At 30.5% G+C, this 23,831-nt stretch carries 25 protein-coding genes; 20 read left to right on the top strand and 5 right to left on the bottom strand.

Annotated features, from left to right (window positions below; all coding sequences use genetic code 11):
- Positions 1-122: 122 nt before the first annotated feature.
- The 8 genes from AC11VW_RS14300 (at position 123) to AC11VW_RS14265 (ending at position 7,293) form a co-directional block, all read left to right on the top strand.
- The gene (locus AC11VW_RS14300) at positions 123-1,793 is read left to right on the top strand and encodes an acyl-CoA mutase large subunit family protein (protein WP_484302106.1); all 1,671 of its coding nucleotides are present in this window, start codon (positions 123-125) and stop codon (positions 1,791-1,793) included.
- Between the two features lie 16 nt (positions 1,794-1,809).
- Complete coding sequence (locus tag AC11VW_RS14295; protein WP_484302105.1) at positions 1,810-2,214, top strand: cobalamin B12-binding domain-containing protein; 405 nt, start codon at positions 1,810-1,812, stop codon at positions 2,212-2,214.
- Positions 2,215-2,227: 13 nt separating this feature from the next.
- On the top strand, positions 2,228-3,169 hold the full coding sequence (gene meaB / locus AC11VW_RS14290) for a methylmalonyl Co-A mutase-associated GTPase MeaB (protein WP_484302104.1): 942 nt from the start codon (positions 2,228-2,230) through the stop codon (positions 3,167-3,169).
- Positions 3,170-3,200: 31 nt separating this feature from the next.
- Positions 3,201-3,611 carry a methylmalonyl-CoA epimerase gene (gene mce / locus AC11VW_RS14285; RefSeq protein WP_484302103.1) on the top strand — a complete coding sequence of 137 codons (411 nt, stop codon included), beginning with the start codon at positions 3,201-3,203 and terminating at the stop codon, positions 3,609-3,611.
- A 31-nt stretch (positions 3,612-3,642) separates the two neighbouring features.
- Positions 3,643-5,193 carry a methylmalonyl-CoA decarboxylase subunit alpha gene (gene mmdA, locus AC11VW_RS14280; protein WP_484302102.1) on the top strand — a complete coding sequence of 517 codons (1,551 nt, stop codon included), beginning with the start codon at positions 3,643-3,645 and terminating at the stop codon, positions 5,191-5,193.
- A 14-nt stretch (positions 5,194-5,207) separates the two neighbouring features.
- Positions 5,208-5,600, top strand: coding sequence for an OadG family transporter subunit (locus AC11VW_RS14275; protein WP_484302101.1), 393 nt, complete (start codon positions 5,208-5,210; stop codon positions 5,598-5,600).
- Between the two features lie 105 nt (positions 5,601-5,705).
- Positions 5,706-6,080: a biotin/lipoyl-containing protein gene (locus AC11VW_RS14270; RefSeq protein WP_484302100.1), complete on the top strand. Its 375-nt coding sequence runs from the start codon at positions 5,706-5,708 to the stop codon at positions 6,078-6,080.
- Positions 6,081-6,105: 25 nt separating this feature from the next.
- Complete coding sequence (locus AC11VW_RS14265; RefSeq protein WP_484302099.1) at positions 6,106-7,293, top strand: sodium ion-translocating decarboxylase subunit beta; 1,188 nt, start codon at positions 6,106-6,108, stop codon at positions 7,291-7,293.
- Between the two features lie 115 nt (positions 7,294-7,408).
- Here the strand turns inward: AC11VW_RS14265 and AC11VW_RS14260 are convergent, their stop codons facing one another.
- Positions 7,409-7,579, bottom strand: a complete 171-nt coding sequence (locus tag AC11VW_RS14260; protein WP_484302098.1) for a hypothetical protein — start codon at positions 7,577-7,579, stop codon at positions 7,409-7,411.
- Between the two features lie 357 nt (positions 7,580-7,936).
- Here AC11VW_RS14260 and AC11VW_RS14255 point away from each other — a divergent pair, with 357 nt between their 5' ends.
- A complete protein-coding gene (locus tag AC11VW_RS14255) occupies positions 7,937-9,244 on the top strand; it encodes an FAD-dependent oxidoreductase (RefSeq protein ID WP_484302097.1) in 1,308 nt (435 codons plus the stop codon).
- Positions 9,245-9,442: 198 nt separating this feature from the next.
- Entirely contained in the window at positions 9,443-10,411 is a 969-nt protein-coding gene (locus AC11VW_RS14250) for a DUF2804 domain-containing protein (RefSeq protein ID WP_484302096.1), read from the top strand.
- A gap of 108 nt (positions 10,412-10,519) precedes the next feature.
- Here the strand turns inward: AC11VW_RS14250 and AC11VW_RS14245 are convergent, their stop codons facing one another.
- From AC11VW_RS14245 to AC11VW_RS14235, 3 genes are all read right to left on the bottom strand, one after another.
- On the bottom strand, positions 10,520-11,584 hold the full coding sequence (locus tag AC11VW_RS14245; protein ID WP_484302095.1) for a 4Fe-4S dicluster domain-containing protein: 1,065 nt from the start codon (positions 11,582-11,584) through the stop codon (positions 10,520-10,522).
- Positions 11,585-11,689: 105 nt separating this feature from the next.
- Positions 11,690-12,766 carry a M24 family metallopeptidase gene (locus AC11VW_RS14240; protein ID WP_484302094.1) on the bottom strand — a complete coding sequence of 359 codons (1,077 nt, stop codon included), beginning with the start codon at positions 12,764-12,766 and terminating at the stop codon, positions 11,690-11,692.
- A 439-nt stretch (positions 12,767-13,205) separates the two neighbouring features.
- Entirely contained in the window at positions 13,206-13,655 is a 450-nt protein-coding gene (locus AC11VW_RS14235) for a hypothetical protein (protein ID WP_484302093.1), read from the bottom strand.
- Positions 13,656-13,925: 270 nt separating this feature from the next.
- Here AC11VW_RS14235 and AC11VW_RS14230 point away from each other — a divergent pair, with 270 nt between their 5' ends.
- Together AC11VW_RS14230 and AC11VW_RS14225 are read left to right on the top strand one after the other, a co-directional pair.
- Positions 13,926-14,963 carry a (2Fe-2S)-binding protein gene (locus AC11VW_RS14230; protein ID WP_484302092.1) on the top strand — a complete coding sequence of 346 codons (1,038 nt, stop codon included), beginning with the start codon at positions 13,926-13,928 and terminating at the stop codon, positions 14,961-14,963.
- 165 nt (positions 14,964-15,128) lie between these two features.
- Positions 15,129-16,169 (top strand): ABC transporter substrate-binding protein, encoded by a 1,041-nt coding sequence (locus tag AC11VW_RS14225; protein WP_484302091.1) that lies wholly within the window; start codon positions 15,129-15,131, stop codon positions 16,167-16,169.
- A gap of 67 nt (positions 16,170-16,236) precedes the next feature.
- Here AC11VW_RS14225 and AC11VW_RS14220 read toward each other — a convergent pair whose 3' ends face one another.
- Complete coding sequence (locus AC11VW_RS14220; RefSeq protein ID WP_484302090.1) at positions 16,237-16,545, bottom strand: hypothetical protein; 309 nt, start codon at positions 16,543-16,545, stop codon at positions 16,237-16,239.
- Positions 16,546-17,104: 559 nt separating this feature from the next.
- Here AC11VW_RS14220 and AC11VW_RS14215 point away from each other — a divergent pair.
- The 8 genes from AC11VW_RS14215 to kdd all read left to right on the top strand — a co-directional run.
- Positions 17,105-17,899, top strand: a complete 795-nt coding sequence (locus AC11VW_RS14215) for an enoyl-CoA hydratase-related protein (RefSeq protein WP_484302089.1) — start codon at positions 17,105-17,107, stop codon at positions 17,897-17,899.
- Positions 17,900-17,931: 32 nt separating this feature from the next.
- Positions 17,932-18,774 (top strand): 3-hydroxybutyryl-CoA dehydrogenase, encoded by an 843-nt coding sequence (locus AC11VW_RS14210; RefSeq protein WP_484302088.1) that lies wholly within the window; start codon positions 17,932-17,934, stop codon positions 18,772-18,774.
- Between the two features lie 46 nt (positions 18,775-18,820).
- Entirely contained in the window at positions 18,821-19,945 is a 1,125-nt protein-coding gene (locus tag AC11VW_RS14205; RefSeq protein ID WP_484302087.1) for an acyl-CoA dehydrogenase, read from the top strand.
- Between the two features lie 24 nt (positions 19,946-19,969).
- On the top strand, positions 19,970-20,758 hold the full coding sequence (locus AC11VW_RS14200; protein WP_484302086.1) for an electron transfer flavoprotein subunit beta: 789 nt from the start codon (positions 19,970-19,972) through the stop codon (positions 20,756-20,758).
- Between the two features lie 48 nt (positions 20,759-20,806).
- Positions 20,807-21,787, top strand: coding sequence for an electron transfer flavoprotein subunit alpha/FixB family protein (locus AC11VW_RS14195; protein ID WP_484302085.1), 981 nt, complete (start codon positions 20,807-20,809; stop codon positions 21,785-21,787).
- Between the two features lie 71 nt (positions 21,788-21,858).
- Positions 21,859-22,239 carry a 3-aminobutyryl-CoA ammonia lyase gene (gene kal, locus AC11VW_RS14190; protein ID WP_484302084.1) on the top strand — a complete coding sequence of 127 codons (381 nt, stop codon included), beginning with the start codon at positions 21,859-21,861 and terminating at the stop codon, positions 22,237-22,239.
- 15 nt (positions 22,240-22,254) lie between these two features.
- Entirely contained in the window at positions 22,255-23,097 is an 843-nt protein-coding gene (gene kce / locus AC11VW_RS14185) for a 3-keto-5-aminohexanoate cleavage enzyme (RefSeq protein WP_484302083.1), read from the top strand.
- A gap of 35 nt (positions 23,098-23,132) precedes the next feature.
- The coding region (kdd, locus tag AC11VW_RS14180) for an L-erythro-3,5-diaminohexanoate dehydrogenase (protein ID WP_484302082.1) at positions 23,133-23,831 on the top strand (699 nt) is incomplete at its 3' end.

Here is a 23,831-nt window from a genome sequence, read left to right as displayed (position 1 = left end):
GAGATTATTAAGGTCAAATTAAAAGATAAGAAATAGTGTATACAAGCAACAAATTTTATATAAAAAGTCTAAAGTAAACTTAAAAGTTTATATTTAGTGTAAATAATAAGGGGGATTTTTTCATGGAAAGCAAGAATCAACAACTTCAAGCTGGATTTGACAAATGGGAAGAAAATAAAGTTAATAAAAGCTTAGCTAAGTTTCCAGAAAGAAAAGAAAAATTTGAATTTGACACAGGTGAGGAAGTAAGAAGATTATATACACCATTAGATGTTGAAACTGATTATCAGAAGGATTTAGGTTATCCAGGAGAGTATCCTTTTACAAGAGGTGTTCAACCTACTATGTATAGAGGAAAATTCTGGACTATGAGAATGTATGCAGGATTTGCAACAGCAGAAGAGTCAAATAAAAGATATAAATATTTAATAGAACAAGGTTCTATGGGACTTTCAGTTGCATTTGATCTTCCTACACAAATGGGATATGACTCTGATGATTCTATATCTGAAGGTGAAGTTGGTAAAGTTGGAGTTTGTATAGACTCTTTAGCTGATATGGAAATATTATTTGATGGAATACCTTTAGATAAGGTATCTACATCAATGACTATAAATGCACCAGCATCAGTACTTTTAGCTATGTATATAGCAGTAGCTGAAAAACAAGGTGTTTCTCCTGATAAATTAAGAGGAACAATACAAAATGATATATTAAAAGAGTATGTAGCAAGAGGTACTTACATATTCCCAGTAAAACCATCTATGAGACTAATAACTGATATATTTGAATATTGTTCAAAAGATGTACCAAAATGGAATACAATAAGTATTTCAGGATATCACATAAGAGAAGCTGGGGCAAATGCAGTTCAAGAAGTAGCATTTACATTAGCTGATGGTATAGCATATGTTAATGCAGCTATAGAAGCAGGTCTTCATGTTGATGATTTTGCACCTAGATTATCGTTCTTCTTTAATGCACATAACAATTTATTAGAAGAAGTTTCAAAATTCAGAGCAGCAAGAAGAATATGGGCAAAAATAATGAAAGAAAGATTTAAAGCAACTAATCCTAAATCATGGGCTCTTAAGTTCCACACTCAAACAGCAGGATGTACACTAACAGCTCAACAACCAGAAAATAACATAGTCAGGGTCGCAATTCAAACATTAGCAGCAGTACTGGGAGGTACTCAATCATTACACACTAATTCAAAAGATGAAGCACTAGCACTTCCAACAGAAGATTCAGTAAGAGTAGCACTTAGAACACAACAAATAGTAGCAAATGAAAGTGGTGTAGTTGATAGTATAGATCCACTAGCAGGTTCTTATTATATAGAAAGCTTAACTAATCAAATAGAAGAACAGGCTTTAGAATTAATAGGAAAAATAGATAAATTAGGTGGAGCTCCACAAGCTATAGAAAAAGGATTTATACAACAAGAAATAATGGATAGTGCATATAAATATCAAAAAGAAATAGAAAACAACGATAGAATAATCGTTGGTGTAAACAAATTCCAAATAGAAGAAGAATCTCCAAAAGGATTATTAAGAGTAGACCCTATAGTTGGAGAACAACAAAAAGAGAAAATAGCACAACTTAAAGAAAAAAGAGACAATGATAAAGTAAAAGAAAAGTTAGAAGTATTAAGAAAAATTTGTAATTCTAATGAAAATGTAATGCCATATATATTAGAGGCAGTTAAAGAATATGCAACATTAGGTGAAGTGTGCGGTGTTATGAGGGAAGAATTCGGTGAATATAAACAAACAATTATGATATAGGGGGAGGAGCGAAAATATGAGACCAATAAGAGTATTAGTTGCAAAGCCAGGACTAGATGGGCATGACAGAGGAGCCAAAGTAATAGCTAGAGCATTAAGAGACGCAGGGATAGAAGTTATATATACTGGACTTCGTCAAACACCAGAACAGATAGTAGCAGCAGCAATACAAGAAGATGTTGATGTTGTTGCTATGAGTATATTATCAGGAGCTCACAATCACTTGCTACCAAAAGTTGCACAGTTATTAAAAGCTGAAGGAGCTGATGATGTATTAATAATAGGTGGGGGAGTTATACCAGAGGAGGATATACCTTCATTAAAAGAAAAAGGTATAGCTGAAATATTTACTCCTGGAACATCAACTTCAGTAACGATAGATTTTATAAGAACAAACCTTAAAAGAAATTTAGACCAGTAAAGGTGATAATATTATGAATGAGATAGTGAATGGAGTTCTAGAAGGCAAAAAAAGAGATTGTGCTAGACTTATCACTATTGTAGAAAATGAAGTTTGTGGATATGAAGATGCCTTAAAAAAAATTCACAAATACACTGGAGGGGCCTATGTTGTAGGCATAACAGGTCCCCCTGGTGCTGGTAAATCTACATTTACTGATAAGCTAGTGAAATTAATAAGAAAAGAAAATAAAAAAGTAGGCATTATTGCTATAGATCCAACTAGCCCTTTTACAAAGGGAGCTATTCTTGGAGATAGAATAAGAATGAATGATTTAAGTACAGATCCAGGAGTATTTATAAGATCTATGGGAACTAGAGGCAGTTTAGGTGGTTTATCTAATGCAACTCAAGCTGCTATAAAAGTTTTAGATGCATATGGCTGTGACTATATATTTATAGAAACCGTTGGAGTGGGGCAATCCGAAATTGATATAGTAAAAACTGCTGATACTACACTTATAGTAATGGTTCCAGGCTTAGGCGATGATATACAAGCTATAAAAGCTGGAGTTATGGAAATTGCAGATGTATTTGTTGTAAATAAAGCTGACAAAGATGGAGCTAAAAGAACATCATTAGAAATACAAATGATGTTAGATTTTAAAAAAGATTGGGAATTTAGACCTTTAGTAAATTTAGCTATAGCTGAAACTGGAGAAGGTATAGACGAAACTTATAAAAATATACTTAAACACAAACAGTTTTTAGAAGAAAGTAATAAATTAAATGAAAAAAGACTGGATAGAAATATAATAGAAGTAAAAGAATTAGTTCAAAGAAAAATTGCTAAGTTAGTGAAAAACTTAGAATATACTGAAGGAATTGATGAACTATTAGCTAAGACTATTACTAAGGAGATAGATCCTTATTCAATAAGTAATATATTATTTGAAAAAGTAATAAACAAAAAATAATGACTGAGAGTTATAAAAGGGGGAGTTTAAAATGGATATATTAAGAGTTGATCATGTGGGAATCGCTGTAAATAATTTAGAGGAAACTTTAAAATTTTATGAAGATGTACTTGGTTTAAAATGTGAAGGCGCAGAAGTAGTAGAAGATCAAAAGGTTAAAGTTGCTTTTTTACCAGTTGGAGATACTGAAATTGAGTTATTAGAGTCAACAACAGAAGATGGACCAATAGCAAAATTTATAGCAAAAAATGGAGGACGTGGCGGAATTCAACATGTAGCAGTAAGAGTTGATAATATAGAAAAAGCTATAGAAGAAGTTAAAGCTAAGGGATATAAAATGATAGATGAAAAACCTAGATATGGAGCAGGAAATGCTAAAATAGCATTTTGTCATCCAAAAGGAACAGACGGGGTACTATTAGAACTAAGTGAAAGACAATAGATAGAATTTAAAATCTTTTGGGGGTGATTTTGTGTCGCAAGAAAAATTAAATTTACTTAATGAAAAAAGAAGTAAGATAGAAATAGGTGGGGGACAAAAAAGAATAGATAAGCAACATGCATCCGGAAAATTAACTGCAAGAGAAAGATTAAATAAATTATTTGATGAAAACACTTTTGTAGAGTTAGATGCTTTTGTTAAACATAGATGTTCTAATTTTGGAATGGAAAAACAAGAAATACCAGGAGAAGGTGTTGTAACAGGATACGGAAAAGTGGATGGAAGATTAGTTTGTGCTTTTGCACAAGACTTTACAGTACTTGGTGGATCATTAGGGGAAATGCATGCTAAGAAAATGGGAAAAGTAATGGACATGGCAATAAAGGTTGGAGCTCCAGTAGTAGGACTTAATGACTCTGGGGGAGCTAGAATACAAGAAGGTGTTGATGCACTTGCTGGATATGGAGAAATATTTTATAAAAACACTATAGCATCAGGAGTTATACCACAAATATCTGCAATAATGGGACCTTGTGCAGGTGGGGCAGTATATTCACCAGCACTAACAGATTTTGTATATATGGTAGAGCAAACAAGTCAAATGTTTATAACAGGTCCACAAGTTATAAAAACAGTAACAGGTGAAGAAGTAACTGCTGAAGCTTTAGGTGGAGCAGCGACTCATAATACTACTTCAGGAGTAGCTCATTTTATGGCTTCAAATGATGAAGATTGCATAGCTCAAATAAGAAAGTTATTAAGTTTTTTACCTTCAAATAACTCAGAAAAAACTCCAGTTGCTGAGTGTATAATAGATGATCCTAATAGAAAAAATGAAATTTTAAATAGTATAATACCAGATGATTCAAATAAACCATATGATATGAAAGAAATAATATATGAAATAATAGATGAAGGTGATTTTTATGAAGTGCAACCATTCTTTGCACAAAATATAATAACTGGATTTGCAAGAATAAATGGGGAAAGTATAGGAATAATTGCTAATCAACCTAATTTTATGGCAGGGTGTTTAGATATAAATGCTTCTGATAAATCTTCAAGATTTATAAGAACTTGTGATGCATTTAATGTTCCAATACTTAGCTTAGTTGATGTTCCAGGATTTTTACCAGGAACTTCACAAGAATATGGTGGGATAATTCGCCATGGAGCTAAGATGCTTTATGCATATAGTGAAGCTACTGTTCCAAAACTTACATTAATTACAAGAAAAGCCTATGGTGGTTCGTACTTAGCAATGTGTTCAAAAGATTTAGGTGCAGATATGGTTTTAGCTTGGCCAAGTGCTGAAGTTGCAGTTATGGGACCAAGTGGAGCAGCTAATATAATATTTAAAAATGATATAAAAAATTCAGAAAACCCTAAGGAAATGAGAGAAATAAAAATAAAAGAGTATACAGATGAGTTTGCAACTCCATATAAAGCGGCTGAAAGAGGATATATTGATGATGTAATAGAACCAGCATTAACAAGAATAAGACTAGCAGATGCACTAGATACGTTATCTTCTAAGCGTGAAGATAGACCGCCTAAAAAGCACGGAAATATACCTTTATAGGAAGGTGGTAAATTATGAATATTAGTCAATTATTAGAGGCTCTAAAAGATCCTTCAGCAGGTCTTACAGTAGGTGAAAAATTATTAGCAGGTTTTAGTGTAACGATACTTTCAATGGTTGTAGTATTTATAGTGTTAGTTCTAATATCTACAATAATAAGTTTGTTGCAAAGAGAAAAAACAAATAAACAAACAGAAACCCAACTTATAAAAAATGAAGAAGCTGATTTAGGATATCAAAATACAAGCGGTGATTATGAAAATAATGAAGAATTAGTATCAGTAATAACTGCAGCAATTTGTGCAACTACTGGAAATAGCAATAATAATATATTAGTTAGAAAAATAGTAAGAAGTAACAACTCTAAATCAAGTTGGGAAAGTATGTCAAAGAATATCAGCAAGTAAAATTCGCTTTGCTCATGTCGTCAACGATATGACGCTTGCATACACTCGGTCACATCCGTTGCTCAAGTTTAGAGTTGGGATAATAACAATAGGGGGAGCTTAACAATGATAAAAAAATATAATATAACAGTTAATGGAAATACCTATGATGTAGAGGTAGAAGAACTAGGAAGTGAGGGGGTAGCAGTATCAAAACCTCAAGTAGTAACATCGATTGCACCGAGACCACAAGTGCCAAAACCTCAAGCAGTACCAGCAGGTGGAGGGTCAGGAAGTGTTAATGCACCGATGCCAGGAACTATCAATGATGTTCGTGTTAAGGTTGGAGATAGTGTTAAGAAAGGTCAAGTATTACTAATACTTGAAGCGATGAAGATGGAAAATGAATTAATGGCAAGCTGTGATGGTACTATTTCAGCAATGAACGTATCAAAAGGGGCATCAGTAAGCGTAGGAGATGTTTTAATAACTATAGGATAGAAATTTAGAAAAGGGGGACTTACCCGTGGGAGAAGTTATAACTAATTTTATTCAATCAATGGGTATTGTTAATATGGACTGGAGACAATTAGTAATGATACTAATTGCTTGCCTTCTATTATATTTAGCAATAGCTAAAGGTTTTGAACCTTTATTACTAGTGCCTATAGCTTTTGGTATGTTACTTTCAAATCTTCCTCTTTCAGGAGTTATGAGTGGGCCAGTTTCTACAATTGAGCCTATAGGAGCAGCAGCTAATGGAGTTATTGAGGCTGGTATTAATACCAAGACGCCAGGTGGGCTACTACATTATTTGTTCCAAGGAGATCAACTTGGAATATTCCCTCCATTAATATTTTTAGGAGTTGGAGCTATGACAGACTTTGGTCCATTAATAGCAAATCCAAAGAGTATATTACTTGGAGCAGCAGCACAATTTGGAATATTTTTTACTTTTATAGGAGCATTACTTTTAGGTTTTACAGGACCAGAGGCAGCATCTATAGGTATAATAGGTGGAGCAGATGGACCGACAGCTATTTACTTAACAACAAAATTAGCACCACACTTGCTAGCACCAATAGCAGTTGCAGCATATTCATATATGGCTTTGGTTCCAATAATACAACCACCGATAATGAAAGCTTTAACTACTAAGGAAGAAAGATCTATAGTGATGACTCAAAGTAAACCTGTATCTAAGAAAGTTAAGATACTATTTCCTATAGTCGTGACAATAGTAGTTTCACTATTATTGCCAGCAGCAGCAGTTTTAATAGGAATGCTTATGTTTGGTAATTTACTTAAAGAATGCACAGTTACAGATAGATTATCAGAAACTGCTACAAATGCATTGATGAATATAGTTACAATATTTTTAGGACTATCAGTTGGAGCATCAGCACAAGCTGAAATATTTTTAAGTATAGGAACGTTAAAAATATTTGTTCTTGGAGTAATAGCATTTGGAATAGGTACAGGAGCGGGAGTATTATGTGCTAAGATAATGAATAAATTTACTAAGGAAAAAATTAATCCACTTATAGGTGGAGCAGGAGTTTCAGCAGTTCCAATGGCAGCAAGGGTTGCTCATAAGGTTGCACAAGAAGAAAATCCAGGTAACTTCTTATTAATGCATGCTATGGGACCTAACGTTGCAGGAGTTATAGGTTCAGCTGTAGCAGCAGGAATACTTTTAAGTTTACTTGGATAAATCAATTAAATAATAATATAAAAAATGGAGTGTTTCAAAATCATTATATAATAATTTTGAAACACTCTGTTTTTATATTATTATTGGTTGATATTTTTAAGCATAAGAGTATTAATTATAAATAGTAGATTGTATCATTTTCATCAAAGTCATTAAAGTCATCATTAAAATCTTGATTGTCATCTACGATAATTTCATCATTTTCATACAATAAATCATTGAAATTTAATAAGTCTAAAATAGTATTCTTTTTATCTTTTTTTAATAATTTTAAATATATACTCATTGTGAACACCTCTAAAATAAAATTAAGTGCTAGTAAATAAATAATATTTACAAAGTCACTATTATTATATTCCTGTTTTCATTTTTGAGCTATCTATAAAAAAATATTTATAGAAAAAAACTATTATATATTAATGTTATAAAAAGAGCAATATATAATAGTTTAAAACTTATTGTATTTTATTAGTATAAATGTTACATTTTAGAATTTAATATACTATAATTTAAGTATAAAAATGGAAGGTAATTATTCGAAATAGAAACATATGGGGATATTTCTATACTATTTAGTATTAAGTTGGCCAATATTAAATCTTATAATTATACCTGATTTAAATTTATTATTAGGGGGAAAACAATGAGTAGTGTAGGATACTTAACTGAATCAGCTAAATACTTTACTGAAGAAGAAGCTATTTTAGAAGCGAAAAGATGTCTTTTGTGTGAGGATGCACCATGTAGCAAGAGTTGCCCTATTGGAAGTGATCCAAGGGTTTTCGTAGAATTAGTAGCAAATGGGGAAATAGAAAAAGCAGCAGAGGTTTTAAGAAAAAATAATCCATTAGCAGGTATATGTTCTAGGGTGTGCCCTTATGATACTTACTGCGTAGGAGGATGTAGAAAAACATCTTTAAAAAATCCTATAATGATTCCCTATATTCAAAAGTTTATAACTGAATATGAAAAAGAAAAAAAATCGATTATAAAAAGTGATACTGAACTTAACAAAGAAGGTAAAAAAATCGCTATAATAGGATCAGGTCCATCGGGTATTTGTGCAGCAGCATACTTAGCACAAAGTGGATATAATGTAACTGTATTTGAAGCTAGAGAAGAATTAGGTGGTTGGTTAAGCTATGGTATTCCACCACATAGGCTACCTAAGGAAGTTATAAAAGAAGATATTAAGTATATAGAAAGTTTAGGGGTTAAGTTTGTAACTAATTGTAAAGTTGGAGAAGATGTCACATTAGATGATTTAAGAGAGCAAGGATTTAGTGCATTTTTATTATGTAGTGGTCTAAATAAAGGTAGAGTACTGAACATGAAAGGTTCAAATCTTGAAGGTGTTACAGATGCAGTTAGCTTTTTAGCAAAAGCAAAAAGTAAAGATGGTAAAATAAATGTAGGTAAAAGTGCCATTGTAATAGGTGGCGGTGATGTTGGAATGGACTGTGGAACTACTGCGAAGCTTATAGGATATGAAAATGTAAGAGTTGTTGTTAGATGTCCGATAGAAGAAATGACAGCCAGTAAGAAAGAATTAAATTACCTTCATCATGTAAATGTACCTATATTTGATAACTTTGATTCTGTAGAAATCTTTGGAGATGAAGATAATAAAGTACGTGCTATGGAATTTGTAGGAGTTAATGATAACTCGAAACTACTATTAGATGCAGATATTGTTATATTTGCAGTAGGGCAAATGTCACAAGATATTGAAAAAATTGCTCCTGTTGAAGTTGATGATAGAGGAACTGTTATAACAAATAATTTTAAAACTAGTATAGATGATGTATTTGCAACAGGAGATATAGTAAAAGGAGATAAAACAGCTTGTTATGCAACTGCTTTAGGGAAAAAGGTTGCAGTAGCTATGCATGAATATTTATCTAAAGAGCAAAGTACAGATGGTCTTAAAGATGAATTAAGTATGGGTTAAATAAACCTAAAAAAGGTATGGCATATCAGAACTTGATATGTCATATTTTTTTGTATAAAAACTATTTAATATATAAATTTCAAGTTGTGTATTTATCTAAAAACTATTTAGAAAATAAAATAATATCAAAAATAAATGCATATTTACAAGAACATTAGAATAAGAATTTATTTAACATGAAGAATGGGGGAAGAGTGTATGAAGGAATTAAAGAATAAGAATTTTATATGCTCAAAAGATGGAAAAATAAATCAAGATTCTATAGGTTGGAGTAGAAAAGTTTTTTTAAACTGCGATATAGACACAGGATATTTCAGAAAAAAAATATGGAATCATTATATGTGGATGAATAAAAATTATATTTGTGCATTTGCTATAATAAAACTAGATTATGCAGGGTTAATTTTTATAGATTTTTACGACTTAAAAGAAAACCAAGAAATCCACAAAAGTATTACAGTACCTTTTTGCAATGGAATTATAATACACAATTCTATTGGTTCATATGCACATTTTCAAAATAAGGATATGTATATAAATATAATCAGAGTAAATGATAGGTTACATGCTATGATTAAATGGGATGAAATTGATATAGATGCTAATTTGATTTTAGAAGAAGAGTCTTTAAATGTGCTAATACCATGGAGTGAAAAGAAATTCCATTATACTTCTAAACAACTTCCATTAAAATCTAGGGGATATATAAGTATAGGAAAAAAAGAATATGATATAAGTGATTCTTTTGGATTTATTGATTATGGTAGAGGTATATGGGAAAGAGAGAAATCTTGGTATTGGTTAACTTGTGGATTTGAGAATGAAGATAATAAAGTAGGGTTAAATTTAGGTGCAAAATATACTGATAATACAGGCATCAATGAAAATGCTATTAAATTAAATGGAGTTTTGTATAAAATATATTGTGATGCTAAATTTGAAAAAACAGATATAAATAAATGGTCTGTAAAATCTATAGATTGTGAAGATATTGATTTAAATTTTAAGATAATTAATATAAATGATAAGATAAAGAATAAGTTAATAGTTAAATCTAGTTTAAAACAACATATAGGAAAATTAAGTGGAGTAGTGAAAGTAAATGATGAAAAAATTATGTTTGAAGACGTACTTTGTTGGTTTGAAGACCATTATGCAAAGTGGTAGCATATAAAAAATTCACTTCGCTTATGTCCAAAATGATATACCTTTGCTTTCGCTTCAGGTATATCCATTGCTCAAAATGGATTAACAAAAAATGTTAATCCATTTTAACTATCTTAACCAAGAAGGATTTCCAGGAACGAATACTCTGCTTCCAAATTTTTTCTTAAATTCATCTAAAGCTTTTTGTATAAGTTCTGGATTATTCTTAAAAGTAGTAGTATTTTTTATTGTCTCTAAATTCTGGCTAAATGGACAAGATGATATACACATACCACAGTCAGTTCCTAGATATCTCCATTTTTTATAACAAGATTCTTGGTCTATTACCCAATTGTAAGTTTTATCATCACTTATTTTTGGCTCATTGCTAAGTGAGTGAGAAGGGCAGTTAAAAGAACATTTCTTACAAACGTTACAAAACTCTTCTAGTCCAAAATCAAAAGCTTCATCAATTTCAAGATCTAAATCAGTAGTTACAACTCCAAGTCTTAAACGAGAACCATAGTCTTTATTAGTTAAAATAGAGTTTCTTCCTATATCTCCAAGACCAGCATCACGAGCTAAAAATACTGGCATTACTAGGTAATTTGCATCCATATGATTTCGACAATCATATCCTAAACTTCTTATAAAATAACTAAGCATCATACCAACTATGGAAGCATCTACATAACATTTGCTAGTTTCAATTACTTCACAAATCATAGGTGAACGATTTATCATTTCTTTATTCATTTCACAACCAAAAACTATTGCATATTTATGATTTAAATTTACTTCATCACCATAAGATTCTTCGTGACGACCTCTATGAGTATATAAATGAGATTCATTTAATTTTGTAATCCCAATAACAGCTGCCCCATACTGCTTTGCAAGACCTTTTATTCTCTTTGTTATAATCTTACTATCAACATCTAATTTTTCAGATACAACATCTTTTTCACATAAATGATTTATATCTCCTAAAAACTCAAAAGCACAACTAGCCATTTTTGAATTTATTTCATTGTAAGTCATAGTACCTTCTTCACATAAATTTGGTCTGCTTCTTAAACTATCATCAATTTCCTTTTTATCTGGATTTTTCAAGTAATAATCCTCATAAGCTTTACTACCTTTTTTGTAGTTTGCTCTTGCAAACATAGTATCTCTCTCGTCTATTCTCTTCATAATGTATTCCCCCTAAATAACATAATTATATAATAAAAAAGTCTTCAATTAAATATTCACAAAAAAGACTAGGAAAAATTATCCTAGCCTGTCTATTTATTATAATTACTTTATTATATTTAACTCTTTATTGTACTTATTTAATATTTCATGTCCATCTTCTGTAACTAATACTAAATCTTCTATTCTAACACCAAACTCTCCAGATAAGTATATCCCTGGTTCTACTGAGAATATCATTCCAGGCTTTAATAAATCTTCATTTATAGCTGAAACATCTCCCATATCATGAGTTTCAAGACCTATAGAGTGACCAGTTCTGTGAGTGAAGTATTTACCATAACCTTTTTCAGTTATATAATCTCTTGCAGCATTGTCTATATCACAGAATCTCATTCCTGGTTTAACTAGTGATATTGCTCTTTTATTAGCTTCAAGTACTATTTCAAATACTTCTTTAGCTTTTTCTGGAGCTTCTTTATAAAATACTGTTCTAGTCATATCAGAGCAGTAGTTATCTTTAATACATCCCATATCTAGTATTACAGCATCACCTGGCTTTACTTTAGCATCAGAAGGATGAGCATGAGGATCTGCACCATTTGCACCATATCCAATTATTGGAGAGAATGAGAACCCATCTGCTCCTAAATCTTCATATATTGAAGTAAGCTTTGAAGCCATTTCTTTTTCAGTTAAATCTTCTAATAAAGCTTCTTGAAGCTTTATCATAGCCATGTCATTTATTTGAGAAGCTTTTCTCATGAATTCTTTTTCTTCATCATCTTTACACATTCTTAAAGAATCTATTATAAATGATGAGTTTATGTATTTACAGTTAGGGCAAAGGTCCATTAATGATAATAAGAATCTTGCAGGCCAGTTTTTATCAACTCCTAAAGTAGAAGTTTTATCTATATAATTTGATACTATTTCTATAGCATTTTGAGTATCGTTAAACCAAACTTTTTCAACACCTAAATCTTCATGAACTGGGAATAGCTCATTTAAGAATAATTTGTGTTCTCCATTAGTATTTAAGTAAAGAGCTATTAATCTTTCTCCACAATCTATCACTTTACCTGTTAAATAAAATATAGATAGTTTATCTGTAACCAACATTTGAGATATATCGTTTTCCTTCATTCCAGATAAAACATTTTCTAGTCTGTTTAATTTCATAGTTGTTACCTCCATGTGCTAAATTTATATGTTTAAGTAAATCGCCCATCATAAGACGGTGGCTATGTTATAAATAGCTATATATATATTATACTACAATAATTGGCAAAAAAGTTATAAAAATATATATGAATTGTTCAAATTTTAGGTTTTTATCTAAAAAATGCCCAGTTTTGTACAGTCTATTGAATTTTAAAATAAAGGATGCTACTTTTAATCTGTAACTTATATTTCGTACAATTATAATTAACATCACTCATTTTAAAACTTAATTGAGATAAATGTAAGTTACAAAATGAGTGATGTTAATATAAAGGTTTATAAAAGTGGAAAGGTGAGAATATAAATATGGATTTAAAGAGAAAAATTCTAATAATAGCAACCTTACTTGAATCTATATTAATAAATTCATTTTCTTTTATTTTGATGATACACAATTTTATCTACATATTTTTTTATGTATCTCGCTTGCCTTAATATAGATATCTTTACTTTTAAAATAATCCTTTTTAATATTTACTTTTTCTATAAGATAAAAGATTCCAAATAACCAGTCCTCATCATTCTCTTTTATTGCATTCGCCATTGAATTTTCTAGATTTACTATATATTTTTCAATAGGTAGAGTTGATAAAAATTCAAGCGAATCTATACTTCCTGGCCAATTTAAATCTTTTAATACTTCTATTAATTGTGGAATCGAATATATTAAATAGGGCTCCTTTAAGCTTATTAATATATTAATAAGCTTATCTAATATGTTTTTTTCAAAGTAATCTGGTTCGTTTATTAATAAAAAATTACTAATTATATATTCATCAGTCATATTATGATTTTTTTCAGTTAAACATTTTTCTCTTTCATTTAAAATTTTCTTTATTTTTTCCATAAATTTAATTCCTTTCCTTATTTTATGCTTATAGATAAAGTTCTAAGTATCTTTGTATATTTATGAGGTTTTTTCTCGGCATTATCCCTACTATTAATTCATTCACCCATTTTTTTTCATTTATGTGAAATTTAACTATAAAAATGAGTTAGTAAATTAAAATTATGGGTATAAATGATAAAAATATTTTATTATAGATTATTATATTTTTAATAAAGTAAATACATGAAAATTAAAACAATATAAAAAACATACATCAGGAGGAAATAAATGTCAAAAGAAAAAATAATATGTGGTTGCCTTAATATAACAGAAAAACAAATAGTAAATGCAGTAGAAAATGGATTAACAACAGTTAAAAAAATAGGTGAAGTAATAGAATCTGGAACCATATGTGGAAATTGTAAAGATCGAATACAAGAAGTAATATATAAAGCTAAGCCAAAAGAAAAAATAGTGTGTAGATGTTATAAAATAACAGAAGAAGAAATAGTAAAAGCTATAAAAAATGGAGCAACAACAGTTGATTCAATAGGAAATATAACAAGAGCAGGAACTGGATGCGGAAAGTGCAAGGAAAAAATTCAAGAGATAATAGACAATACAGATAAAGTAATATGTGGATGTCTTAATATAACAGAAAAAAGAATAATAAATGCAGTAGAAAATGGAGCAACAACAATAGAAGAAGTCGCGAAAGAAACAAAAGCAACAACAATATGTGGAGCATGTAAGGCGTCGGTACAAGAAGTAATAGATAAAGCGAAGCCAAAAGAAAAAATAGTATGTAGGTGTTATAAAATAACAGAAGAAGAAATAGTAAAAGCTATAAAAAATGGAGCAACAACAGTTGATTCAATAGGAAACATAACAAGAGCTGGAACTGGATGCGGAAAATGCAAAGAAACAATTCAAGAAATAATAGACAGTACAGATAAAGTAATATGTGGATGTCTTAATATAACAGAGAAAAGAATAATAAATGTAGTAGAAAATGGAGCAAGGACACTAAAAGAAGTAGAAAAAGCAACAAAAGCATCAACAATATGTGGTGCATGTAAGGTGTCAGTGCAAGAAGTAATAGATAAAGCTAAACCAAAACAAATAATAGATAAGACAAAACCACAAGAAAATACAACAGTTGAATTATATAAAGAAATAGACAATGAAATAATAAATGAAATAGAGCCTAAAGATGAAAATGTGAAATTAGAATCTAAAAAAAATAAAGATAGCGAAATAAAAAAAGTAAAAGAAAAAGAAAAAAATAAAAGTTTTTTAGGTAAAGTGAAAAATATATTTAAATAAAAATAGCACTGTAGATAGGTTTGTGTAAAAACAAATTTACCTACAGTTTTTTTAATTAAACAATATTGATCATGTCCAAAAGTAACAAATAACATACCTAAGTAATACTATATATTATCATTAAAGTTTTGCAAAAAATTAAATTATTAATAGGAGGGGTGTGTTATGTTTAAAAAGTTTGTTGCATTGGCAAGTTCTCTAGCATTAAGTGCTCTTTGCCTTACAGGGTGTGCGTCTACACCAAGTGAACAAAATACAAGTGAAAAAAAATTAGACAAAGTAACAATAGCTGAAGTTACACATTCGGTATTTTATGCACCACAATATGCGGCTGTAACTCAAGGCTTCTTTGAAGAGGAAGGAATAAAAATTGATATTATAAACACTCAAGGTGCAGATAAAACTATGGCTGCACTTATTTCAGGAGAAGCTCAAGTAGGGCTTATGGGACCTGAAGCATCTATTTATGTTTATAATCAAGGAAATAAAAACTATGCTGTAAATTTTGCTCAACTGACTAAAAGAGATGGAAGTTTCTTAATAGCTAGGGAAGAAATGCCTAATTTTAAATATGAAGATTTAAAAGGTAAGGAAATTTTAGGAGGAAGAAAAGGTGGGGTGCCTTTAATGACTCTTGAATATGTATTAAAGCAAAATGGACTTACAATAGGTGAAAACACTAAAGCAGGCGAAGTTAATGTAAGAACTGATGTACAGTTTGGAGTAATGACTGGTGCTTTTGTTGCTGGAGAAGCTGACTTTACAACTGCATTTGAACCAACTGGAACACAATTAGAAAAAGATGCTACTGGACATATAGTAACATCAATAGGTAAAGACTCTGGAGAAATCCCATACACTGCTTATTCTACCACTAAATCATTTATGGGAGACAATAAAGATTTAATCCAAAGATTTACTAACGCAGTATATAAAGGTCAATTATGGGTACAAAGTGCTTCAGATGAAGAAGTAGCTAAAGCTATGCAACCATTCTTTACTGATATATCACAAGATGATTTAACAACAGTTGTAAAAAGATATAAATCAATAGATGCTTGGAGCCAAGATCCTATACTTAAAGAAAAAAGTTTAAATAAATTGATGGAAGTTATGAAGGAAGCTAAAGAATTAGATAAAGAGGCTCCTTATAAAGATATAGTTAATACTGAATTTGCAAATAATGCAATAAAAAGCATCAAATAATTTAATAATTTTAACAAAAAAACGCTTAAATCACTAGAAATAAATCTAGTAATTTAAGCGTTTTAACTTATTTTTTTAGCTTCCTATATAAATAAGAAAACATTTCGCCATCAAATTCTTTATTCATGCCATTTTCAATAACTGTCATTACATAATCATAAAAGTAATCAGTTTCCAAAACTGACAATATTTCTTTTTCAAGTTCAATATCTTCCCTAGTATTAATCTTTCCATATAAATAATATGATTCACAATATTTTTCTGGAGCCCAATACCACGAAATCTTGTCACCTTCATTTATGCATGACAATTGTCCATACATGTAATCGACTTTCACCCCTTTAAATTTTTTTAATTCCAAGTTTTTATTTTCCATTTTCAAACTTCTCCTTTTTCTTATACTTTAATTATACAGTACTCTATAAAAATGTATTAAAACATAACAACTCCTCGGCCTGATTGAAAGCCTTTATAACTATATTTGCATCTCTTAACCCACTTATCTAAGGCATGTAGAGTATTAATAAATTCTTTTGGGGCATTTAATTTTTTTTCATTATAAATAACAGTAAGAATTTCATTATTAGTTTTTACTTGTTCCAGTAATTGTATTCTTGATTTAATAACAGTTGTAAATAGATATAAATCAATAGATGCTTAGAGTCAAGACTCTATACTTAAAGAAGAAAGTTTAAATAAGTTGATAGAATTATATAATTGTAAATTAAATATGGTATATAAAATTTTGTTTATATATTTATATATCATATCTACAGAAATTTTTCATATACTTTATTAACTACAACTAAAGTATGTAAAAGCAGTATTGTGCTAAGAACTAGTAAAACTTTTTAATAATAAATAAAAAATTAATCATATATAAAAAAAGTTTTACATATACTTTATTAAATACGGTGTAAGGGTGGAGAACTAATATGTTTAAGAATTTAGTTTGTGAAAAAGAAAACAATATATACACAATTACTATAAGTAGAGAAAAGTATTTAAATTCTTTAAATGAAGAAGTATTAAAAGAGTTAAGTGATGCAATTGACATCCTTAACAATGATGAGGATATTTACGTGGGTATAATAAGTGGACAAGGTCGTGCATTTGTAGCAGGCGCTGATATAGAAGCTATGAAAGATATGAATTTTGAACAAGCTAGAAGATTTTCTAAGATGGGAAATGAGATATTTAGAAAAATAGAAAACAGTGATAAACCTATAATAGCAGGCATAAATGGATTTTGCTTAGGTGGAGGGCTAGAGCTTGCTATGAGTTGTGATATTAGAATAGCATCTTCAAAAGCTAAATTTGGTCAAGTTGAAGTTAATCTTGGAATATTACCTGGGTTTGGCGGTACTCAAAGATTAGCCAGAATAGTTGGAATGGGCAAAGCTAAGGAACTTGTATATACAGCAGATATTATAAAAGCTGATGAAGCTTTAAATATAAACTTGGTAAATAAGGTTGTAGAGCCTGAAATTTTAATGGATGAATGTATGAATATGGCTAAAAAGATTGCGTCAAAAGGTCAGCTTGCAATAAGATATGCAAAATCTGCTATAAATAAGGGTTATGAAATAGATATTGATAATGCTATAAATTTAGAAAGTTACTTATTTGGATTATGCTTTGCAAGTCATGATCAAAAAGAAGGTATGAGTTCATTTTTAGAAAAAAGAAATGCAAAATTCAATATACATGCAGATATAAAAGGTAATTAATTATATACATTGTATCAGGAGGGGGAAGCTTTATGAAGATAATGGTAATAGGTAGTGGTACTATGGGAAGTGGTATTGCTCAGGTCCTTATATGCAGTGGGCATGAAGTAATACTTAGAGGAATAAGTGATGAAACTCTAGAAAAAGGAGTCATATCAATAACTAAAAGTCTAGAAAAAATGGTAGCAAAAGGAAAGTTAAAAGAAGGAGAAAAAAATGAAGCATTAAAAAGACTTTGCGCAACGATAGATTTAAAAGAAGCGATGGATTGCGATTTAGTAATAGAGGCAATTGTTGAAAATATAGATATTAAAAAGAAATTATTTAAAGAATTAGACCAAATATGTAAAAAGAAAACAATATTAGCTACAAACACATCATCTTTATCAATAACAGACATATCTTTAAGCACAAATAGACCAGATCAGGTAATAGGAATGCATTTTTTCAACCCAGCACCAGTTATGAAATTAATAGAAGTAATTGATGGGATGCTAACATCCAAAGAAACTCATGATGCAATTTTCAATTTAGTAACAGATATTAACAAAACTCCAGTAAGTGTTAATGAAGCACCAGGATTTATAGTTAATAGAATATTAGTGCCTATGATAAATGAAGCTGTAGGAATACTTGCAGAAAATATTGCAAGTGTAGAAGACATAGATAATGCAATGAAGTTAGGAGCGAATCATCCTATAGGGCCATTAGCACTAGGAGATCTTATAGGTTTAGATGTTTGCTTAAATATAATGGAAGTACTTTATAGTGAATTTGGAGATTCAAAATATAGACCTCATCCACTACTTAGAAAAATGGTTAGAGGTGGACTTTTAGGTAGAAAAACTAAAAAAGGATTTTATGATTATCAATAGTTAATAAGTTACTTAAATATAAAGTTTATTAAGGAGGGAGATTGTTATGGATAAATATGAATTATTAAAACAAATGTATAGAGAGTTTACTATAAATGAAGTGGCTCCTATTGCTCATGAAATAGATGAGCAAGAAAAATTTCCATATGAAACTGTTGATAAGATGGCAGAGTGTGGAATGCTTGGGATTCCTTTCCCTAAAGAGTATGGTGGAGAAGGTGGAGATTATTTAGGTTACACAATAGCAGTTGAAGAGCTTTCTAAAGCTTGCGGTACTACGGGGGTAATTTTGTCTGCTCATACTTCACTTGGAGCGGCTCCTATATATGAGTTTGGTACTCAGGAGCAAAAGCAAAAATATTTAGTACCACTTGCAAAAGGTGAGAAACTAGGTGCTTTTGGCTTAACTGAACCTAATGCTGGTACTGATGCATCAGGTCAACAAACTACAGCGCTTTTAGATGGAGATAACTACATAATAAATGGAAGTAAGATATTTATAACTAATGCAGGTCCTGCTGATGTTTATATAGTTATGGCTATGACTGATAAATCAAAGGGTACTCGTGGAATATCAGCTTTTATAGTTGAAAAAGATACACCTGGATTTAGTATAGGTAAAAAAGAAAAGAAACTTGGTATAAGAGGTTCTGCGACTTGTGAACTTATATTTGAAAATTGCATAATACCTAAGGAAAATTTACTTGGAAAAGTAGGTCAAGGATTTAAGATAGCTATGAAAACTCTAGATGGTGGACGTATAGGAATAGCAGCACAAGCGCTAGGTATAGCACAAGGTGCTTTAGATAAAACAGTTGAGTATGTAAAAGAAAGAAAACAATTCGGAAGAAGTATATCAGCTTTTCAAAATACTCAATTTGAACTTGCAAATATGAAAACAAAAGTAGAAGCAGCTAGACTTTTAGTATATAAAGCTGCAAGTAAAAAAGATGAAGGTAAATCTTTTAGTGTAGAAGCTGCTATGGCAAAGCTTTATGCATCAGAAGTTGCTATGGAAGTTACTACTAAAGCCGTTCAACTTCACGGTGGATACGGATATACTCGTGAATATGATGTTGAAAGAATGATGAGAGATGCAAAGATTACTGAAATATATGAAGGAACATCAGAAGTACAAAGAATGGTTATAAGTGCAGATTTACTTAAATAATTTCACAGATTGGAGGAGAAAAATATGAATATTTTAGTTTGTATAAAACAAGTACCAGATACTACAGAAGTAAAACTAGATCCTAAAACTGGTACTTTAATAAGAGATGGTGTACCAAGTATTATAAATCCAGATGATAAGGCAGGTTTAGAAGAAGCTTTAAATTTAAAAGATAAATTGCATGCGACGGTTACTGTTTTAACTATGGGACCACCTCAAGCTAAAAATGCTTTAAAAGAAGCTTTAGCTATGGGTGCGGATAAAGCAATACTTCTTACTGATAGAGCTTTTGCAGGAGCTGATACTTTAGCTACTTCTTCTACTATAGCAGGTGCTATTAAAAAGCTAGACTATGATTTAATAATAGCAGGAAGACAGGCAATAGATGGAGATACTGCACAAGTTGGTCCTCAAATAGCTAAGCACCTTGATATACCTTCTATAACTTATGTAGAAAAGTTAGAAGTAAAAGATGATAGTGTGATTGTAAATAGAGCTTTTGAAGATGGTTATCAAGTTATAAAAGCAAAGATGCCACTACTTATAACTACTTTAAAAGAAATGAATAGTCCGAGATACATGAGAGTTTCTGGAATTTACGACTGTTTTAATGAAGATATGATAGAAACTTGGAATTTAAAAGATATAGATGTTTGTTTAGATGATATAGGTCTTAAAGGTTCTCCAACTAAAGTTAAGAAGTCTTTTACTAAGGGAGCTAAAACTGCTGGTAAGATTCATGATGTAGATGAAAAGCAAGGTGCATCTATAATACTAGATGCTCTTAAAGAAAAATTTATAATAACTAAGTAGTTAGCCAACACATTGCTTAAGAAGTAGCAAGTATAGGAGGTAAAAAGAATGAGTGTAATGATTTTTATAGAACAAAGAAATGCTGTTATTGAAAAAGTTTCTTTGGAGTTATTAGGAAAAGGAAAAGAATTAGCAGATAAATTAGATGATAAAGTAAGTGCAGTTTTACTAGGATATAAAGTAAATCATTTATGTGATGAGCTTATACACTTTGGGGCGGATGAAGTGATTTGCGTGGATGATGAAAATCTAGATCTTTACATAACAAATACTTATACTAAAGCACTTTGTGAAGTTATAAATAAAAAAGATCCTCAAATAGTGCTAATTGGTGCAACTACTATAGGTAGAGATTTAGCACCAAGAGTTAGTGCTACCCTACATACAGGACTTACAGCAGATTGTACATCTTTAGAAATAGATGAAGAAACTAAAGGTCTACTTATGACTAGACCTGCATTTGGTGGAAATATAATGGCTACTATAATATGTCCAGATCATAGACCACAAATGAGTACTGTAAGACCAGGAGTTATGAAAAAATTAGAAAAAAACACTTCTTTAAATGGTGAGATAGAAAATCTAAAAGTAGCATTTGAAGAAAGTGATAGAAATATAGAAATACTAAAATATGTAAGTGAAAATATAAAGAAAATTAATATAGAAGATGCAAAAATACTTATATCAGCAGGACGTGGTATAGGTTCTAAGGAAAATATGGATGCATTATATGAATTAGCAGACTTGTTAGGTGCCCAAGTGAGTTCATCTCGTGCTGTTGTAGATGCTGGATGGGTAGATAAGGGTAGACAAGTAGGTCAAACTGGTAAAACTGTAAGACCAGATCTTTATCTTGCTTGTGGTATATCTGGTGCTATACAACATTTAGCTGGAATGGAAGAGTCTGAATTTATAATTGCTATAAATAAAAATCCAGAAGCTCCAATATTTGAAGTAGCAGATGTTTCTATAGTAGGAGATGTTAATAAGGTCATCAAAAACTTAATAGAAGAATTAAAAAATAAATAAAAATTATAACTAAGATTTGATTAAGCTATTAATCTTAGCTTAATCAAATCAATATATAAGGGGGATTTAAAATGAAAGCTATGATAAGAGTTAGAATGGGAAGTCATGATGCTCACTATGGTGGTAATTTAGTAGATGGGGCTAAGATGCTTCAATTATTTGGAGATGTTGCTACTGAATTATTAATAAAACATGATGGAGATGAAGGCTTATTTAAAGCTTATGATGATATAGAATTTTTAGCTCCAGTTTATGCAGGAGATTACATAGAAGCAGTTGGTGAAATAGTTGCATTTGGAAATAGTTCAAGAAAAATGGTATTTGAAGCTAGAAAAGTTATAGTTCCAAGAACTGATATAAATGAATCAGCAGCAGAAATTTTATTAAAGCCAATAGTAGTATGTAAAGCTAGTGGAACTTGTGTAGTGCCTAAAGATAAGCAAAGATTTTAAAAGGGAGGCTTTAATATGGAAAAATTAATAATAACTGCTGCAATATGTGGTGCTGAGGTAACTAAAGAACATAATCCTAGCGTACCATATACAGTAGAAGAAATAGTAAAAGAAGCAAAATCAGCATATGATGCAGGAGCATCAATAATACATCTTCATGTAAGAAGTGATGATGGTACTCCTACTCAAGATATAAATAGATTTAGAGAATGTATGGATGCTATAAAAATAGCTTGCCCAGATGTTATAGTCCAACCTTCAACTGGTGGAGCTGTGGGAATGAGCAATGAGGAAAGAATACAGCCAGTAAATTTAGCTCCTGAAATGGCAACTCTAGATTGTGGAACTTGTAACTTTGGTGGAGATGATATATTTGTAAACACTGAAAATACTATAAAAGAGTTTGGTAAGAAAATGATACAACTAGGAGTTAAGCCAGAAATAGAAGTATTTGATAAAGGCATGGTAGACATGGCTTTAAGGTTAAATAAAAAAGGCTTTATAAAAGATAATATGCATTTTAACTTTGTTATGGGAGTTAATGGAGGTATAAGTGCAACTTATAGAGATTTAATATTTATGAGAGAAAGTATACCTTCAGATGCTACCTTTACTGTAAGTGGTGTAGGGAAAGCTCAATTTGAAATGATAGCTCTAAGTATATTGCTAGGTGGCCATGTAAGAGTTGGATTTGAAGATAATGTATATATGAAAAAAGGAGTACTTGCTACTTCAAATGGAGAGTTAGTTCAAAAGGCAGTAAGGATAGCTAAGGAACTTCAAAGAGAAATAGCAACACCTAGTGAAGCACGTGAAATATTAGGGTTAGGTGATGCTGGATTTATTAAGTTAGGATAATTAGAAATTTAAATATTATATATAGGGGGATGTTTATGAAAGGATGCAAATACGGGACTCATAGGGTTATAAATGAAAATGTATTACCACAACCAGCAATCAAGGTTAATAATGACATGGAAATATACGATAATGAGGTGTTAATAGATGTTAGTGCCTTAAATATAGATTCTGCTAGTTTTACACAAATAGAAGAAGAGTGTAATCATGATATAGAAAAAATAAAGTGCAGAATACTAGAAATAGTTGAGGAAAAAGGGAAAATGCAAAATCCTGTTACAGGTTCTGGTGGAATGTTAATAGGAACTATTGAAAAAATAGGATGCGATTTAGTAGATAATATAGATTTAAAAGTTGGAGATAAGATAGCAACATTAGTTTCACTATCTTTAACACCTCTAAAAATAGAAGAAATAATAGATATAAAACCAGATATAGATAGAGTTGAAATAAAAGGAAAAGCTATATTATTTGAAAGTGGAATATATGCAAAATTACCAACTGATATGGAAGAAAACTTAGCTTTAGCGGCTCTTGATGTTGCTGGTGCTCCTGCTCAAACTCAAAAGTTAGTCAAAGAAAATGATAGTGTACTTGTATTAGGTGCTGCTGGTAAGTCTGGTATGTTATGTTGCTATGAAGCTAAGAAAAAAGCAGGTAAAAAAGGTAGAGTAATGGGATTAGTTAGAAGTGATAAACAAGCACAGTTTTTAATAGAAAATAAACTTGTAGAT

The sequence above is a fragment of the Romboutsia sp. genome, assembly GCF_056995035.1.
Note: the sequence above shows the minus strand (reverse complement) of the source record. Positions and strands in the feature narration are given on the sequence as shown.